Source organism: Pseudogemmobacter sp. TB195 (genome assembly GCF_058313095.1).
Window position 1 is genome coordinate 66,451 of sequence record NZ_JBZEGG010000022.1, and the last position, 14,605, is coordinate 81,055.

Consider the following 14,605-nt stretch of genomic DNA (forward strand, 5'->3'; position numbering starts at 1 on the left):
AGACGAAGGATTCTTCGCGCTTGGAGCTTTACGGCATTCTCTCTGAAGTGATCGACCTGCGATCCTTCTCTAACCTGTGGTACTGGATTGTCCTGGCGGTGCTGTGGTCTTCGGCCAGTCACTGGGTTCTGGGCGTGCCCTATGATCTGATCACGCGCGGGCGCCGGAGCGGCGGCCAGGCGCAGCTGGATGTCGAGGCCATGGTCGCGATCAACAGCCGCCGGATGCTGAATGTCACCCGTACCGCTGCTGTTCCATTGTTCTTCGGCGTGGCTTTCTTTTTCACCACGCTTGCGATGCTGGCCTTCTGGTACTGGCTTGAATTCGCCCAGGCGCTGTTCTTGCTGACGGTCTGGCTGGTGCCGGTGGGGTGGATGTCGCTCTGGACTGCGCTCAGGATCGAGGCGGGCGAGAATATCGGTGAGGCGCTCAACCGCCGCCTGATGATCCTGCGCCGCCTGGTGCAGGTTCTGGGGATGTTCGCGATCTTCATCACCTCGCTGTTCGGCATGTGGCGCAATCTGTCCTATACCGTTTTCCACTGACTTCTGATGAGCTTATCTGACCTGCCATGACCACACGTCTGCCGATCATTCTCGGAGGCGCCCCCGAGGGCTATGACGGGCACCTGCTTGCGCGTGAGCTGGAGCGCGGGGCGCCGGTGATTTTTGTTGCACGCGATGACAAGCGGGCTGAAGCGATGCGGGTGGCGCTCGCGGCTTTCGCGCCGGGCGTGCCGGTCCTGAGCTTCCCGGCCTGGGATTGTCTGCCCTATGACCGGGTCTCGCCCAATCCCGAGACATCCGCGCGCCGCATGTCGGTGCTGGCGGCGCTGGCCGATGGCATGGCGGGCGCCTTTGTCCTGATCACCACACTGAATGCCGCCACGCAGCGGATTCCGGCACGCGATGTGGTCCGGGCGTCTTCGTTCCAGGCGAGGCTTGGCGACCGGGTCGATGAAAAGCGGCTCAGGGATTTTCTGGCCCGGATGGGGTTCACGCCGGTCTCGACCGTGTCCGAAACCGGGGATTACGCGCTCAGGGGCGGTATCGTCGATATCTGGCCGCCCGGGGTTGGCGGGCCGGTGCGGCTGGATTTCTTCGGTGATCAGCTTGACGGCATCCGCCGGTTTGACGCGACAAGTCAGCGCACCACGGAAAAGCTGAAATCGGTTGAATTCTCGCCGATGTCCGAGGTGATACTTGACGAGGCTGCGATCAGCCGGTTCCGGCAGAATTACCGGGTGGAATTCGGCGCCGGAGGCTCGGATGATCCGCTTTACGAAGCGGTCAGCGCGGGGCGCAAACATCAGGGGATGGAGCATTGGCTGCCCTTTTTCCATGAGCGGCTGGAGACGGTGTTCGACTACCTTCCCGATGCCACCGTGATGCTGGATGACCAGGTGGTCCCGATGCAGCTCGCCCGCTGGGAGGCGGTCGAGGATGCTTATGACGCCCGCAATGACGCGATGGCGGCCCGGGCAAAGATGGACAGCCCCTATAAGCCGGTGCAGCCGCAGGGGCTCTATCTCGACGAGGCCGGCTGGAAGGCGGCCCTGGCCGACCGGCGCGAGATCCGGCTGTCGCCTCTGGCGCAAAGCCCGGGGCCGGGCGTGCTGGATGCGGGCGCGCGCGCGGGGCGGTCTTTCGCCCCCGAACGCCAGCAGGAAAGCATCAATCTCTTCGAGGCCCTGGCCGATCACATCCGCGCTTTGCGCGCGGATCGTCATGTCGTGCTGGCTTCCTGGTCCGAAGGCGCGATGGAGCGTCTGCGGGGGCTTTTGTCGGATCAGAAGATCGCGACCGAAACGATCCGCGATCTGCGCGATCTGGATCAGCTGCCGGCAAAGGGCCAGGGAAAAGTGGGCGGCCATGTGTCGCAGATGATCTGGGCATTGGAGGCGGGGTTCACCGCCAAAGGCCTTGCCGTCATCTCGGAACAGGATGTGCTGGGCGACCGGCTGGTCGGCAAACCGGCGCGCAAGCGCAAGGCCGAGAATTTCCTGCGCGAGGTCGACAGTCTTTCCGTGGGCGATCTGGTCGTGCATGTGGAACATGGCGTCGGGCGCTATCTGGGGATCGAGACCATCACCGCGCTTGGGGCCCCCCATGCGATGGTGATGATCGAATATGCCGAAGAGGCGAAACTCTACCTGCCGGTCGAGAACATCGAGCTTCTGTCGCGTTATGGCCATGAAGAGGGGCTTCTGGACCGGCTTGGCGGCGGCGCATGGCAGGCGAAGAAGGCGAAACTCAAGGAACGCATCCGTGAGATCGCCGACAAGCTGATGCGGGTCGCGGCAGAGCGGATGCTGCGTTCGGCCCCGATTCTTGAGGCGCCGCATTCGGCATGGGAGGCCTTTGCCGCCCGCTTCCCCTGGCCCGAGACCGATGACCAGCTTTCGGCGATTGCCGATGTGGTGGCGGATCTGGAAAAGGGCTCGCCCATGGACCGGCTGATCGTCGGCGATGTGGGCTTTGGCAAGACCGAGGTTGCGATGCGCGCGGCCTTTGTGGCGGCGATGGCGGGGATGCAGGTCGCCGTGATCTGCCCGACCACTTTGCTCGCGCGCCAGCATTACCGCAGTTTTGCTGAACGGTTCCGGGGCTTTCCGCTGAATGTGCGGCCCCTGTCGCGCTTTGTCGGCGCGAAAGAGGCGGCAGAGACCAGGAAGGGCCTCGCCGAGGGCGGCGTCGATATCGTCGTAGGGACCCACGCGCTGCTGGCCAAGGGCGTGTCGCTGAAGAACCTCGGCCTTCTGATCATCGACGAGGAGCAGCATTTCGGCGTGTCGCATAAGGAACGCCTGAAAGAGATGCGCTCCGAGGTGCATGTGCTGACGCTGACGGCGACGCCGATCCCGCGCACGCTGCAACTGTCGCTGACCGGGGTGCGCGATCTGTCGATCATCGCAACGCCGCCGGTGGACCGTCTGGCGATCCGCACCTATGTCTCTGAATTCGACACGGTGACGCTGCGCGAGGCACTGCTGCGCGAACGCTATCGCGGCGGGCAATCCTTCTTCGTGGTGCCGCGTGTTTCCGACATTCCCGAGATCGAGGAATTCCTCAAGGCGCATGTGCCGGAAGTGTCTTATGTCATCGCGCATGGCCAGCTGGCGGCGGGCGATCTCGATGAGCGGATGAACCAGTTCTATGACGGGCGGTTCGATGTGCTGGTGGCGACGACCATCGTCGAATCCGGTCTGGATATCCCGACCGCGAATACGATGATCGTGCATCGCGCCGATATGTTCGGCCTGTCGCAACTCTATCAGATCCGGGGGCGGGTGGGCAGGTCCAAGACCCGCGCCTATTGTTACCTCACAACGCGGCCCCGGATGATCCTGACACCGCAGGCGCAAAAACGCCTGAAATTGCTGGCGAGTTTTGACAGCCTTGGCGCAGGGTTCAATCTGGCCAGCCACGATCTCGATCTGCGCGGGGCCGGCAATCTACTTGGCGAGGAACAGTCTGGCCATATCCGCGAGGTCGGCTATGAGCTCTATCAGCACATGCTGGAAGAGACGATTGCCAAGCTGAAATCGGGCGAGATCGACGGGCTGGCGGATGTCTCGGATGACTGGTCACCGCAGCTGAACCTCAATGTGCCGGTGATGATCCCGGAGACGTATATTCCCGATCTCGATATCCGGCTGGGGCTGTATCGCCGGCTGTCGGGGCTTTCGTCCAAGGTGGAGCTGGAGGGCTTTGCCGCCGAGCTGATCGACCGGTTCGGCGCGATCCCGAAAGAGGTCAATACGCTGATGCTGATCGTGCGCATCAAGGCGATGGCGAAAAAGGCGGGGATAAACCGGCTGGATGCCGGGCCAAAAGGCGCGACGCTGACCTTCCAGAATGACCGATTTGCCAATCCGGCGGGGCTGGTGGAGTTCCTGAAAGCCCAGGGGCCGGCTGCGAAAGTGCAGGGCAATAAGATCGTGCTGCTGGGCGAGATGAAAACCGAGGCCGAGCGGATCCGGGGGGCTTTCGCCATTGCCCGTGATCTAGCAGAAAAGGCGCGCGATAAGTAACCGCGCGCCTTATTTCTGATACCGGATGCCTCTGGCCGGAATGTTTTTATCAGGGGAAAGAGCTGGTCCCGATCAGGGATCAGCGTCTGGTGAGGCGCATCAGAGCCAGCGCGAGGCCGAGGAAGACCACCGAACCCGCCACCAGCGGCAGATGGCTGCCGGAAAAGCTCTGGGTGACCGGCAGCGAGATGACCACCGACAGGACGGTCGAGACCCCCGCCATGATCGAGGCGGCGAAGCCTGCGATATGGCCCACCGGTTCCATCGCAAGGGCGTTGAGATTGCCCATGGTCAGGCTCATCATGCAAAAGAGGCTGATGATCCAGATCATGAACAGGGCAAATTCCAGCTCCTGCGGCAGCGCGATCCAGAGCAGCGAGGCCAGCACGAGGACCGAGACCAGCAAAACCGCCGCAAAGGTCAGCGTGATCACGCGGCGCATGCCCACGGTCATCACGAGGCGCGCATTGGCAAGCGAGCCCATCGCCGAGAACCCGGCCGCCAGGGCGAACCAGAGCGGAAATTCCGCGCCGCGTTCGAAATGCTGTTCGAAGACCGGCGAGATCGAGGAGAGCAGCGCGACCAGCACCGCCATCACCAGCGTCTGGATCAGGATCGTCACCACCACGACGCGATGCGAGAACATATCCTTTGCCGAAGCGATCAGACGGGGCACATTCAGCGGGATGCGGTCGCGCACCGGCAGGGTTTCGGGCTGCCGCAGGCCGAGCCAGACAAGGCTGACCAGCGAAAACACCACGAAGACGAGGAAGATCGCGTGCCAGTCGGCAAGATGGATCACGGCCTGACCCATCAGCGGGGCAATGGCGGGGGCGACCATGAAGATCATCATCGCAAAGGACATGATCCGGGCCATTTCGCGGCCGCTATACATGTCGCGCACCATGGCAAGCGACACCGTGCGCGGGCCCGCGGCGCCGATGCCCTGGACCACGCGGGCCACGATCAGCATTTCGAGTGAACCTGCGAAGTAGCAGACCAGCGAGGCCGCGCAATAGACCGCGCCGCCGATCATCATCACCGGTTTGCGGCCCCAGGCATCAGAGAGGGGGCCGGAGACAAAGGTGCCCAGCCCCATCCCGAGGAAGAAGGCGCCGATGATCAGCATGGCGCGGTTGGGCGCCTCGGGGGAGAGGAGCTTGCCGATATCGGTGATCGCGGGCAGCATCGCGTCGATGGAAAGCGCGATGGTCGCGAAAAGCATGGCAATCAGCGCGATGAATTCGGGCTGGCTCAGCGCCGGTTTCGCGTGATTGGGGCCCGGCGCATGCGGGCTGTTCGGAGTTTTCATATTTCAGGTCTTTGTTATTTCCTGGATCACATTCCCCCAGAATTCAGGGGGTTGTGCTCCGTTTACGACATATTGCTGTGCAACGAGGAAGGTGGGCACCGCATTCACACCTTTGCGGCGGGCCTCGGTCTCTCGGGCAATCAGCTCTGATTTATCGGCATCCGACTGCAAAAGCCGCAGCGTCGCCTCTCGGTTCATGCCGGCACTGGCGGCGATATCGGCCAGCACTTCGGCATCCCCGATGTCACGGCCTTCGTCCCAATAGGCCTGGAGGATGAGGGTGACAACCTCATGCTGCACGCCTTCGATCCCGGCCCAGTCGATCAGCCGATGCGCGTCAAGCGTATTGGGAATGCGGGACGGACGGTCAGGGTCGATTTCGCCGCCGGCGTCACGGGCCACCTGGCGCAGACGTTCATTGACCTCACTGACTTTCTCCTCGCCCCCGAAACGGGCGGCGAGATAGCTGCGCTTGTCGACACCCTCGGCGGGGATATCGGGGTTCAGCCGGAACGGATGCCATTGCAGGCGAAACGGATGCCCTGGCGCGGCGGCAAGCGCACGTTCAAGGTTCTGCATCCCGATATGGCACCAGGGGCAGACGGGGTCGATAAAGATGTCCAGCCTGACGTCAGGCCGGGTTGCGTCGATGGTCATTGTGAGGCTTTCCGGCTCGGGGGGGATGACAACCCGTCTCCATATACAAGGCCACGAGACGGCGGCGGAGCACTTTGCCGGTCGGACCACGCGGCAATTCCGTCAGCCCGAGGGTTGAGAGCGGTATCCAGGCGCGCGGGCACTTATAGCGCGCGAGGCGCGCGGCTGCAAAGCCATTTGCGGTGCGATCAGACACAGCCTCGCCTGCGTAAAAACACGCAATGATGCGGGTGCCGCTGTCCGGGGTGGCGCCTGGCGGCTCGATTTCAGCCACGGCCAGTTCGGTGATCCCGGGGAGGCCTGCCAATGCGATTTCGACTTCGCGCGGGCTGACGCGGATGCCGCCTGCATTCATCATCTCGTCGGCGCGGCCCTGGTAATGGAAGGCGCCGCTTGCATCGGTCGCGACAAGATCGCCGGTGGTGAACCACGGCCCTGAGGGGGCAGCGGATCCCTCATAAGACAGCATGAGCCCCGGATCATCGGTTGCGATGGCCAGATGGCCGGTCTCGCCCGGGGCGACCGGCTGGCCGGCATCATCCAGCACTGCGATGCGGCGGCCGGGTTGCGGAAAGCCGCAGCTTCCCGGGGGCGCGGGGCGGGCGGGACTGCCCGAGAGAAAGGTCGAGATCTCGCTCATCCCCAGGGCTTCATGGATGTCGGTTCCGGTCTTCGCCTGCCAGTCGCTGCGCAAAGCGGGGGGCAGTGCCTCACCGGCGCAAAGCGCGTGGCGCAGGCGCGGGAGCGCGGGCAGCGGCCCCCGCAGCAGACGGCGGAAGATCGCGGGCACCGAGGCGAAGATCGTCGCATCATGGCGTCTGAGCACCAGGGCGAGCTGTTCCGGCGCGATATCGGGCGCGGCAATCAGCGCGGTCGCCCCGACCGTCCAGGGGTCCATCAGACCGGTTCCCATCGTATAGGTCCAGTTGAAAGCGCCCGAATGCAAAAGCCGGTCCTCTTGCCGCAGTCCCTCCCAGCCGTCATGCATCGGCTGGCGGCCGAGAATGGCGCGATGGGCGTGGCGCACCGCCAGCGGCGTGCCTGAGGTGCCGGAGGTGAAAACGATATAAGCCTCGCGCCCGGCCGGGCCGGGGTGCCAGTCGGCGGGGGGCAGGGTCTCGGGCGCGGGCGGCACGGTCAGGCAGCGCAGCCCCTCGGGGCAGGCGATGCCTTCACCGGCGATCACCGCTTTCGGGCTGACCTGCGCGGCCATGCGGGTGATTTCAGGCCCGGTCAGAAGGGGCGAGGTCGCGACGGGCACGATCCCGGCCGCCATCGCACCAAGATAGCAAAGCGGGTAATCCGGCGTATTCCCCAGCCGCAGGAGCAGCCGGTCGCCGGGCCGCAGCCCTTCATCCAGCAGCCAGCCCGCAAGCCCCCGGACCGAGGCGATCAGCCGCGCATAGCTCCAGCGAGTCGCACCCGTCAGGCTCAGAACCGCCAGTGCAACTTTGTCGGGCGTTGCCGCCCCGGCGCGCAGCACATGTCCGGCGAGGTTGAAACGGCTGGGGTCGGTAAAGTCCATCATTGCGACGGCCTCCGGGCGCGGGATGCAGGGGCAGGGCGGCTGCGTCCGGCATAATCCGCAGCCCGGCCCGGCACAAGCCAGGGAGCGGGTTGTCACAGGCATGGGGACTTAGCGTCCCCGCAAGGAATTCAGCCCCGACGTCATGCCACAGCCCTGTGGCCGGTACGCAGTCTGACAGCGCATGAAGGGGATGGTCACCGTGGCTTCGGGAAAGTCAGGAAACTGCTCTCCCAAAGGGCGCGGTCGTCGCAGATGCGCTCAGGTCAGAGCCGGAAGGCCTTGACCGAAAGCGCCTCAGAACCAGCCCTGCACGGTGCGCGCGCCGCCAGAGACATCGTCGCCCACGCCCGCAACCGTGTTGCAGCCTGCAAGCCCTGCGACAAGCGCACCAAGAAGAAGAAGCTTTTTCATGATCTTACTGCCTTTCTGCCCAAAGGCCGGACCATCTGCGCGGTCCCGAACCCGATTTTATGCGCGAGAATATAGCCACTCAATCGGCCTGATACCACCATGTATCCGGCTGGAACCCGTTCCAGTCGCCATAGAGTGGGATTTTTGCCGGATAGCGCAGCTCTTTGCGATGCGCGATGCGGGCGCGGTCGGAATACCAGATCGGCATGACATAGCGCCCGGCGGTCAGGATCCTGTCCAGCGCCCGGACGGCGGCCTGAAAGGCCTCCGGATTGTCGGCGCGCAACAGGGCCGCGATCATTGCATCGGCGGCGGGCGAGTTCATCCCCATCCAGTTGCCGCTGCCCGGGCTCGTGACGCCCCCCGAACCCCAATAAAGCACCAGCTCATTCCCGGGCGAGAGCGAGAGCGAGCGGATGTAATGGGTGACTTCGAAATTGTAATCCTTGGTGCGTTCGCGCATCTGGGCCGCGTCGATGATCGAGACCCGCGCCTCGACGCCCAGCTGTTTCAGCGCCTCGACCCAGATCGAGGCGACCGCGATCAGCTCGTCCTGGCCGACGCTCAGAAGGATCTCGAAGCGGAACGGTGTGCCGTCGGCATCGCGCAGCACGCCCCGGTCATCGACCAGCCAGCCGGCCTCTTCCATGAGCCGCGCCGAACCCCTGAGTTTGCGGCGGTAATCGCGCTCATCACTGGCAAAGGGCAGCCGATACCCTTCCAGCGTGCCGGGGATGAGGCTGTCGGCAAAAGGCTCCAGCAACGCGCGTTCCAGCCCCACGGCCGGTGTGCCGGGGATCATGCCAAGCGGCGAGTTCGAGAAATAGCTTTCGATCCGGGGCTGCACACCGCCATTGATCACCTGATTGACGAATTCGAAATGGAAGGCCTGGATCAGCGCCTCGCGCACCCGCCAGTCCTGAAACAGCGGGTTGCGGGTATTGAACACGAAGCCTTCGATTCCCGAGGGCCGGTGATGCGGGATTTCCGATTTCACCACATCGCCCGCAAGCCGCGCCGGAAAGTCATAGGCGGTCGCCCATTTCGACGGGTTGGTCTCGCGGAAACTGGTGATGAAGCCGGATTTGAACGCCTCGAAAATCGCCTGGGGATTGGCGAAATACTCATAGCGGATCTCATCAAAGTTCCACTGACCCCGGTTGAAGGGCAGATCCTTGCCCCACCAGTCGGGATTGCGGCGATAGATGACGCTGGTGCCGCGTTCGACTTTTTCGACAAGATAGGGGCCGGAGCCAAGCGGGGGATCAAAGCTGGTCGCGGTAAAATCGCGCCCGTCCCAGCTGGCCTTTTTCAGGATCGGGCGCAGGCCGAGGATCAGCGGCAATTCACGGTCTTCGGTGGTGAAGGTGAATCGCACCTTGCGCGGGCCGGTCTGTTCGGCTTTGGCGATCTTTTTCCAGGCGGTGTGATAGCGCGGCGCGCCATCGGTCCCGAGCGTCTCGAAAGACCAGAGCACATCTTCAGGGGTCACCGGCGATCCGTCAGAGAATCGGGCCGCCTCACGAAGGGTAAATTCTGCGTATGTCCGTGCCGCATCCGTCTCAACCGATTCGGCCAGCAGCCCGTAAAGCGAGAAGGGTTCGTCGTAATTTCGACCCAGCAGCGTCTCGGTCACCAGGGGAGAGACGCTGACCACCGGCTGGCCCGAAGTGATGAAAGGATTGAGGCTGTCAAAGGTGCCAGGAAGCGCAATGGTGATCGCGCCGCCCTTGGGCGCATCGGCGTTGACCTGGGGGAGTGACACAAAATCCGGGGGGAGCCCGGGCTCTCCATACATAGCTATGCCATGCTTTGGTTCTGCAACTGCAGGGTGCGGCAGCAAAGCCGCCAGAACCAGGCCTGCAAGAGCCCCCATAAGAGCCGGGTTGCGGCGCATCGGTCGCAGGGGAGATTCGGTCGACATAGTGGAAACAATCCCTGGGCCGTCATGGTGTATTGGCGTGACCCTAAGCCGAGGGGCCAGGGTTTTCAAACTTTTAGCTTGGCCATCGGCGCAGAGAGGACTATATAAGACTCACTGCTCGATAGGTTTCTTGCCTGTATGAAACCTGCCTCAACGACTTAACGCCGGCCTAGCGCCGGCGTTTTTTTTGGCCCAAAGGCCATATGTGATGCAAGAGCAGGCAGCCTGAGAACACCATAGATTTACCAATCCTTGCTGGAATTCCCGGGTTCAGACGCTAGAGTTCCTTGCAGGTGCAGCATGGAGTATCGGGTCATGGATCTGAGGGAAAAACGCGCGGTGATCACCGGTTCGAATTCGGGAATCGGTCTCGGAATCGCTGAGGAACTTGCGAAGGCGGGGGCCGAAATTATCCTCAACAGCTTTACCGATCGCGCGGAGGATCACGATCTCGCGAAGAGTTTCACCAAAAGATTCGGCGTGAAGGCGCGCTATATCCAGGCCGATCTTTCCTCGGGCGCGCAGGCGCGGGCGCTGGTGGAAGAGGCCGGCGGGTGCGACATCCTCATCAACAATGCGGGCATCCAGCATGTGGCCCCGATCGATGAGTTTCCGGTCGAGACCTGGGACCGGATCATCGCGATCAACATGAACTCGGCCTTCCATACCACGGCAGTGGCGCTGCCGGGGATGCGGGCAAAGGGCTGGGGCAGGGTGGTCAATATCGCTTCGGCGCATGGGCTGACGGCGAGCCCGTTCAAATCGGCCTATGTCACTGCGAAACACGGGGTGGTGGGCATGACAAAGACCGTCGGGCTGGAGACGGCGGGCCAGGGAATCACCTGTAACGCGGTCTGCCCGGGCTATGTGCTGACACCGCTGGTCGAGGCGCAGATCCCCGATCAGATGAAGGTTCACAATATGGATCGCGACACCGTGATCCGTGAGGTAATGCTCGACCGCCAGCCCTCGCGTCAGTTCGTCACCACCGAACAGATCGGCGGCACCGTGGTCTGGTTGTGCTCGGATTATGCGTCCCAGGTGACCGGGACGACGATCTCTGTCGACGGAGGCTGGACCGCGCTTTAGGAGGTTACGACAGCACGACGCGGGGCGCGCGCGCCCCGGATCCTGCACAGGATCCGGACCGTTTCCTGTGCAGGAAACGGCGCTGACGCGGCGGCGGGACGTCAGGGCAGCAAAAGAGGTAGATCTATGACGGCCATCAGCCTTGCATTGCAGGGGGGAGGCGCGCATGGCGCCTATACCTGGGGGGTTCTTGACCGGCTTCTCGAGGAGCGGGACTTGGAGTTCGCCGCCATCAGCGGCACCTCTGCGGGGGCGCTGAATGGCGCGGCCCTGAAGGCCGGTCTGGTTGCGGGCGGCCGCGAGGCGGCGCGCAAGCGGCTGCGCCGGCTCTGGGACGATATCGCTGATATCGGTGACTTTCGTATTTTGCTGCCCTTGTTTCAGCCCTTCCTGCCGATGATGCGCATGGTCCAGGATGTGACCGAGGCGCTGATGCCCGTCAGCCCGCAGGGAATGGCGGCACAGATCTACAGCCCCTATTCCTGGGGCGCCGCCTGGCGCAATCCGTTAGAGCCGGTCATCCGTGATCTCGATTTCAGCCATGTCTGTGCCAATGCCGGCCCCGCGCTTTTCATCGGCGCCACCAATGTCCGTACCGGCAAGGCTCGCGTCTTCCGGGGCGACGAGATTACGCCCGAGGCGCTGATGGCCTCGGCCTGCCTGCCCTCGGTTTTCCAGGCGGTCGAGATCGGTGGCGAGGCCTATTGGGATGGCGGTTTCGCCGGCAATCCCTCGCTCTGGCCGCTTTATGACCGGGCGCTGCCCGACGATATTCTGATCGTGCATGTCAACCCGCTGCGGCGCGAGGATCTGCCCGAGACGCCGCTCGAGATCCAGAACCGGATCAATGAGATCAGCTTCAATGCGACGCTTCTGTCAGAACTGCGCTCGATTGCTTTTGTCAGACGGCTGATTGCCGAGGGACGGGTCCAGCCGGACCAGATGAAGGATCTGCGCCTCCATATGGTTCTTGACGATCTGCTGATGAATGAGCTTTCGGCAAGTTCAAAACTGCAGCCCTCCGCTGCGCTGATTGAACGGTTGTTCGAAGCTGGCCGCGCCTCTGCCGAGGGGTTTGTGAGCAAGTGTGCGGATAAGATCGGGCGCGAATCTTCCGTGGACCTGGCGGCTCTTTTCGGCTGAGACTGCTTTACCGTGATCAGGCCGGCTCTTTCGGGGTCGGATAGACCAGCCCGCCCGAGACGATCAGCTTGGCCGCATCATCGACGCCGGTCTCATCAAGGATCACCAGCTCGCGCGTCGGAACAAAGATCAGCATGCCGCTGGTGAAGGGCGTCAGCCCGACAAACACCGCCGACATCTCGCCGCCGAGCGTGGCGAGGCGTTCCGCGATCTCGCCTTTCGGGCGCGTTGAGATGAAACCAAGCGCCCAGGAGCCGGGGCGGGGAAACTCGACCAGGCAGGCCTTGTCGAAACTGGTTTCCTTCTTGTTGAAGAAGGTTTCTGCCACCTGTTTGATCGCACCGTAAACAGATCGTACCACCGGCATCCGGTCGACCATCGTCTCGGCCTTGCGGATGATCGAACGCCCGATCAGCCCCTTGGCGATCCAGCCGACGAGGATGGTGAAAATCAGGAACACCAGCACACCGACACCGCGCACCGGGAATTCATATTCCGGCCCGAGATAGCGCAAAAGCACCGCATCGGGCTGCCAATAGGCCGGGATCAACGGCAGGATCCAGCCGTCGATCCAGCCGATCACCGCCCAGACGAGGTAGAGCGTCAGCCCGACCGGCAAGACGACGACGAGGCCGGTGAGAAAGCTGGCCCTCAGGCTTGCGAAGAAGCCGCGCTTTTGGGGCGGAACGGGCAGGATCGGATCGGACATACTAACTCCCTGATAGCGCTAATCTAGGGGGGGGGATGCCCCCCGCGCAATGGGCGATCAGGGAAAATCCATAGAGATCAGGCATGTTTTACCGAACCCGTCGCGATCCGGGCGGCGAACCGGGCATTGTTCAGCACCAGTGCGATGTTCGCGGCCAGTCCGTGGTCGCCGGTCAGCTCACAGATCCGCTCGAGAGGGCAGGGCATCACCTGTTTTGCTTTGATGTGACCCGCCGCGACCTCGACCAGCGCGGCCTCGAGATGGGCATGATTTCGGTCAGCGGGATCTCACGTTCCTGGGGGATCGGGTTGACAGCCAGCTGGCCGCCGGGAATGCGCGAGGACCGCGCGCATGGCCGCCGCTGCCGCGATTTGCGCCGGATCATCAATTCGCGGGGGCGCCTTCAGGGCCGTGTCGCGCGACCAGAAGGCCGGCAGATCGTCCTGGCCGCAAGCGATCGCCGGCACGCCGGCGGTTTCAGGATAGCGCAGGGGCTTCGGCAGGTCTGGAATCGCCTTGGCAACCCGCCGCCACCACCTTTACCGGGGTCTGGGGGAGCTCCTGGAGATTGGCAGAGAAATCGAACGAGGCCTCGGCGCCACGATGCACGCCGCCGATGCCGCCGGTCGCGAAAGTGGAGATCCCCGCAGGCCGTGTGCAGATCATCGTCGCCGCCACCGTCGTCGCGCCATTGCCGCCCCGGACCAGGCAGGCCGCAAGATCGGCACGCGAAAGCTTCGCCAGATCGGTGAACTGGCCTGGGGTGTTCAGCTCTGAATCAGACAGCCCGATATGGATGCGGACCTGTAGCACCGCCATGGTCGCGGGCACGGCTCCGGCGGCGCGGATTTCAGCCCCGACCCTGGCGGCAATTCCGACATTTTCCGGCCAGCGCATGCCATGGGTGAGGATGGTCGATTGCAGGGCAACCATGGGCGTACCGTTTTTGCGGGACAGGGCTACCTCGCGCGAGTAGGTCCGCAGGATTGAGTCATCAGTTGATATCTTCGGAAACACAGGTGGAGGCGGCCAGGAGGGCGGCGTGCAAAGCCGCCTCGCGGGGCCGCGCGCGCAGTTCGTCTGCGATATGGGCGGCCATGAAAGTGTCACTGGCGGGGATCACCCGGGTCACAAGGATCTGCGGCGGGCAGCCGGAATCGCTGGGTCTCAAACGGCAGGCCTCGGCCGCCGGGCGGCCGCCATCGGTGACCAGAGCCCGCATAGCGCCGCGTTCTCAAAAGCGCCACCTGCCAGGAGTCCGGCCTCTTAGAAATTGAGATATGGCGTCGCGCCGGGATGGGCGAGGAACGGGCGCAGTCTGCCGGCCTTGCCGGGGCTGGCCGGCACGATCATGAGATCGGTCGCGCGAAACAGCTGTGAAACGGCGATTCCCGCGAGCAGCGCTTAGATCAGTTCGCCGTCCGGCGCGATCAGCCCGTTCGCGCCTTCGACCGCCAGATAGCGGTCGGTCGGCAATTCTTCTGATCGCAGCGCGAACCGGGTGCTGACGCCAGGCACGGATCAGGTCATCACCCTCGGCGTCGCGGTCGAGCAGCGGCAGCATCACGGGGCCGAGGCCAAATCGCGCGAGACCCGTCGCGATGGAGGTCGGCAGACTGGTGATATGACCAGGCTCATCCGAGCCCTGCTGCATCATCGCCAGGCTGCGCCCGATAATGTCCCACAGGACCGGGCCTGTGCAGAGACTCCGCGATACATCTGTCACGGTCCGCTTGTTGTGCAGGTTTCACAGCCAGGCCGGCCTGTGCAGTCTGAGGGGGCATCGCCTGCGTGGGCGC

The 14,605-nt window shown here is 63.5% G+C and carries 11 protein-coding genes and 2 pseudogenes; 4 read left to right on the forward strand and 9 right to left on the reverse strand.

Annotated features, from left to right (window positions below):
• Positions 1 to 20 precede the first annotated feature (20 nt).
• Together AC4FS3_RS20525 and mfd are read left to right on the forward strand one after the other, a co-directional pair.
• Complete coding sequence (locus AC4FS3_RS20525; RefSeq protein WP_491022085.1) at positions 21 to 545, forward strand: component of SufBCD complex; 525 nt, start codon at positions 21 to 23, stop codon at positions 543 to 545.
• A gap of 26 nt (positions 546 to 571) precedes the next feature.
• Positions 572 to 4,033, forward strand: a complete 3,462-nt coding sequence (mfd, locus tag AC4FS3_RS20530; RefSeq protein WP_491022086.1) for a transcription-repair coupling factor — start codon at positions 572 to 574, stop codon at positions 4,031 to 4,033.
• 79 nt (positions 4,034 to 4,112) lie between these two features.
• On the opposite strand, the gene AC4FS3_RS20535 is transcribed toward mfd, so the two are convergent.
• From AC4FS3_RS20535 to AC4FS3_RS20555, 5 genes are all read right to left on the reverse strand, one after another.
• A complete protein-coding gene (locus AC4FS3_RS20535) occupies positions 4,113 to 5,345 on the reverse strand; it encodes a multidrug effflux MFS transporter (protein WP_491022087.1) in 1,233 nt (410 codons plus the stop codon).
• Between the two features lie 3 nt (positions 5,346 to 5,348).
• Entirely contained in the window at positions 5,349 to 6,002 is a 654-nt protein-coding gene (locus tag AC4FS3_RS20540; RefSeq protein ID WP_283178058.1) for a DsbA family oxidoreductase, read from the reverse strand.
• Positions 5,977 to 7,530, reverse strand: a complete 1,554-nt coding sequence (locus AC4FS3_RS20545; protein WP_491022088.1) for a class I adenylate-forming enzyme family protein — start codon at positions 7,528 to 7,530, stop codon at positions 5,977 to 5,979. Before AC4FS3_RS20545 ends, AC4FS3_RS20540 begins: the two co-directional genes overlap by 26 nt.
• 294 nt (positions 7,531 to 7,824) lie before the next feature.
• Positions 7,825 to 7,941, reverse strand: a complete 117-nt coding sequence (locus tag AC4FS3_RS20550; protein ID WP_092897888.1) for an entericidin EcnA/B family protein — start codon at positions 7,939 to 7,941, stop codon at positions 7,825 to 7,827.
• A gap of 79 nt (positions 7,942 to 8,020) precedes the next feature.
• Positions 8,021 to 9,865, reverse strand: coding sequence for an extracellular solute-binding protein (locus AC4FS3_RS20555; RefSeq protein WP_491022089.1), 1,845 nt, complete (start codon positions 9,863 to 9,865; stop codon positions 8,021 to 8,023).
• 315 nt (positions 9,866 to 10,180) lie between these two features.
• Here AC4FS3_RS20555 and AC4FS3_RS20560 point away from each other — a divergent pair, with 315 nt between their 5' ends.
• Positions 10,181 to 10,954, forward strand: coding sequence for a 3-hydroxybutyrate dehydrogenase (locus AC4FS3_RS20560; RefSeq protein ID WP_283178057.1), 774 nt, complete (start codon positions 10,181 to 10,183; stop codon positions 10,952 to 10,954).
• Positions 10,955 to 11,080: 126 nt separating this feature from the next.
• On the forward strand, positions 11,081 to 12,097 hold the full coding sequence (locus AC4FS3_RS20565) for a patatin-like phospholipase family protein (RefSeq protein WP_283178056.1): 1,017 nt from the start codon (positions 11,081 to 11,083) through the stop codon (positions 12,095 to 12,097).
• Between the two features lie 16 nt (positions 12,098 to 12,113).
• On the opposite strand, the gene AC4FS3_RS20570 is transcribed toward AC4FS3_RS20565, so the two are convergent.
• The 4 genes and pseudogenes from AC4FS3_RS20570 to AC4FS3_RS20585 form a co-directional block, all read right to left on the reverse strand.
• Positions 12,114 to 12,806 (reverse strand): DUF502 domain-containing protein, encoded by a 693-nt coding sequence (locus tag AC4FS3_RS20570; protein WP_283178055.1) that lies wholly within the window; start codon positions 12,804 to 12,806, stop codon positions 12,114 to 12,116.
• Between the two features lie 77 nt (positions 12,807 to 12,883).
• Positions 12,884 to 13,273, reverse strand: a pseudogene (locus tag AC4FS3_RS20575) (pseudouridine-5'-phosphate glycosidase).
• Between the two features lie 10 nt (positions 13,274 to 13,283).
• Entirely contained in the window at positions 13,284 to 13,739 is a 456-nt protein-coding gene (locus tag AC4FS3_RS20580) for a pseudouridine-5'-phosphate glycosidase (protein WP_491022090.1), read from the reverse strand.
• A gap of 61 nt (positions 13,740 to 13,800) precedes the next feature.
• Positions 13,801 to 14,532, reverse strand: a pseudogene (locus AC4FS3_RS20585) (carbohydrate kinase family protein).
• Between the last annotated feature and the right edge of the window lie 73 nt (positions 14,533 to 14,605).

Excerpts from the sequence above, each read along its gene's own strand:
- AC4FS3_RS20540 (WP_283178058.1), bottom strand. The coding sequence starts at position 6,002 with ATGACCATCGACGCAACCCGGCCTGACGTCAGGCTGGACATCTTTATC.
- AC4FS3_RS20545 (WP_491022088.1), bottom strand. The coding sequence starts at position 7,530 with ATGATGGACTTTACCGACCCCAGCCGTTTCAACCTCGCCGGACATGTG.
- AC4FS3_RS20570 (WP_283178055.1), bottom strand. The coding sequence starts at position 12,806 with ATGTCCGATCCGATCCTGCCCGTTCCGCCCCAAAAGCGCGGCTTCTTC.
- AC4FS3_RS20555 (WP_491022089.1), bottom strand. The coding sequence starts at position 9,865 with ATGTCGACCGAATCTCCCCTGCGACCGATGCGCCGCAACCCGGCTCTT.
- AC4FS3_RS20550 (WP_092897888.1), bottom strand. The coding sequence starts at position 7,941 with ATGAAAAAGCTTCTTCTTCTTGGTGCGCTTGTCGCAGGGCTTGCAGGC.
- AC4FS3_RS20535 (WP_491022087.1), bottom strand. The coding sequence starts at position 5,345 with ATGAAAACTCCGAACAGCCCGCATGCGCCGGGCCCCAATCACGCGAAA.
- mfd (WP_491022086.1), top strand. The coding sequence starts at position 572 with ATGACCACACGTCTGCCGATCATTCTCGGAGGCGCCCCCGAGGGCTAT.
- AC4FS3_RS20580 (WP_491022090.1), bottom strand. The coding sequence starts at position 13,739 with ATGGTTGCCCTGCAATCGACCATCCTCACCCATGGCATGCGCTGGCCG.
- AC4FS3_RS20565 (WP_283178056.1), top strand. The coding sequence starts at position 11,081 with ATGACGGCCATCAGCCTTGCATTGCAGGGGGGAGGCGCGCATGGCGCC.
- AC4FS3_RS20560 (WP_283178057.1), top strand. The coding sequence starts at position 10,181 with ATGGATCTGAGGGAAAAACGCGCGGTGATCACCGGTTCGAATTCGGGA.